The organism is Frankia sp. KB5 (assembly GCF_002099325.1).
GTDB lineage: Bacteria > Actinomycetota > Actinomycetes > Frankiales > Frankiaceae > Frankia > Frankia casuarinae.
In genome coordinates this window covers 1-1,931 of record NZ_MRUJ01000073.1, presented here as the reverse complement: position 1 = coordinate 1,931, position 1,931 = coordinate 1, and the positions used below count along the sequence as shown (strand labels likewise).

The 1,931-nt window shown below is 69.4% G+C and carries 1 protein-coding gene; it reads left to right on the top strand.

Annotated features, from left to right (window positions below; translation table 11 throughout):
- The coding region (locus tag KBI5_RS08290; protein WP_241882748.1) for an alkaline phosphatase D family protein at positions 1 to 1,548 on the top strand (1,548 nt) is incomplete at its 5' end.
- Positions 1,549 to 1,931 lie beyond the last annotated feature (383 nt).

The following is a 1,931-nucleotide window of genomic DNA, read 5'->3' as shown; positions in this document are numbered from 1 at the left end:
CCCGCGCCGACCCTGCGGGCACCCACTCCGATCGCGGGCGTCACCGACGGGGTCTTCGGGCTCGGGGTCGCCAGCGGCGACCCGTTGCCGGACGGCGTCATCCTCTGGACCCGGCTCGCGCCGAGGCCGACCGAGGGCGGCGGCATGCCCACGCGGGACATTGAGGTCGACTGGCAGATCGCGACGGACGAGGGTTTCCGCGATGTGGTGCGCGCCGGCACGCAGATCGCGCAGACGGCGTTCGCGCATTCCGTCCACGTCGACGTCCGCGGACTCGCGCCGGAGCGTGACTACTTCTACCGGTTCCGTGCCGGCACCGTGCTCAGTCCGGTCGGCCGGACCCGGACGGCCGCGGCACCTGGGAGGGGACCGGAATCGACCGGCGGTGCCCTGACCTTCGCGCTGGCCTCGTGCCAGGACTTCCAGAACGGGTACTGGCCGGCCCTCGACGGCATCGCCACCGACGCGCCGGACCTCGTCGTCCACGTCGGCGACTACATCTACGAGTACGACCCGAAAAGCAACTACCCGGACCGGCGGCACACCACCCCGCAGCGGCCCGGTCTGGACCAACTCCAGACGCTGGCGGACTACCGCAACCGGTACGGCCAGTACAAGTCCGACCCTGCCTTGCAGGCCGCTCATCACGTGGCCCCCTGGGTCGTCACCTGGGACGATCACGAGGTCGAGAACAACTACGCCGGACTGATCGACGAGGCCGGCGACGCCGGGGAGCAACGGCAGGACCCTGCCGCGTTCGCCCGCCAGCGTGCCGCCGCCTACCAGGCGTACTACGAACACATGCCGATCCGCGCGGAGCTGAATCCGGGATCGCCCGACATGCGGATCTACCGGCGGTTCGTGTTCGGGAACCTGGTGACGTTCAACGTCATGGACACCCGGCAGTACCGGACCCGGCAGCCCGGCGACTCCCCGCAGGGCATCGGGCTCGCCTCCCTGGGCCGGGACAACACGGCCGGCACGATGGCCGGCGCCGCCCAGGAACGCTGGTTGCGCGACGGCCTGACCACGTCACGGACCCGCTGGAACGTCCTCGCCCAGCAGACGATGATGGCCCAGCTGAACGGGCAGCTACCCCTCGGCGAGGGACCACGGCTGGCCAACCTGGATCAGAACGACGGGTACGGCCCCTACCGGACCCGGCTGCTGTCGGAGATCCGCGACAGCGGCGTGCGCAACCCGGTGGTGCTCTCCGGTGACATCCACTGCGCCTGGGTAAACGACCTCCGGGTCGATTTCGACCGGCCCGAGACGCCGGTCGTCGCGACGGAGTTCGTCTGCACCTCGATCAGCTCGGCCTTCTTCCTCGTCAGCGAGGACTTCATCCGGCAGAACAATGCCCGGCTCAACCCGCATGTCCGGTATTTTCGTGGTGACCGGCGAGGTTACACGCGCGTTCGCGTCACCCCGGACGAATGGCGCGCGGACATGCGGGTCGTCGCCGACATCGCCCATCGCCACTCGCCCACGTCCACGGATGCCACCTGGGTGGTCGAGAACGGGCGGCCCGGCGCGCGGCCGGCCTGAGAGCGAGCGTGCGGCGGCACGCTCCGGCCCGCCCTGCCTGCCCGCCCTGCCGGCCGCTTTCCACCCGATTCATCGGAAAAGGCACGAGAATTCGACCACCGGGTGGCCTCACCGGCCTGCGCATCGCGAATAAATCCGAAGAAACTCGACGGTTCTACGGCCAGGAAACCGGTCGCCACGTTAGCCTTTCCCCGGCCCGTCCGCCGCTTTCCACCCGCCTTCTGGCACCGCGCGGACAACGAACATCGGGAGCCGAACGTGACGATTCTACACCAACCGAGAGAACCGGGCGGAGCAGCGGATACCGGGACGCAGCCAGCGGATATCGTCGCCGCGCACACCAGGCCACGTACCCCTTTGCTCGGCTATCTGCGGACGACGTC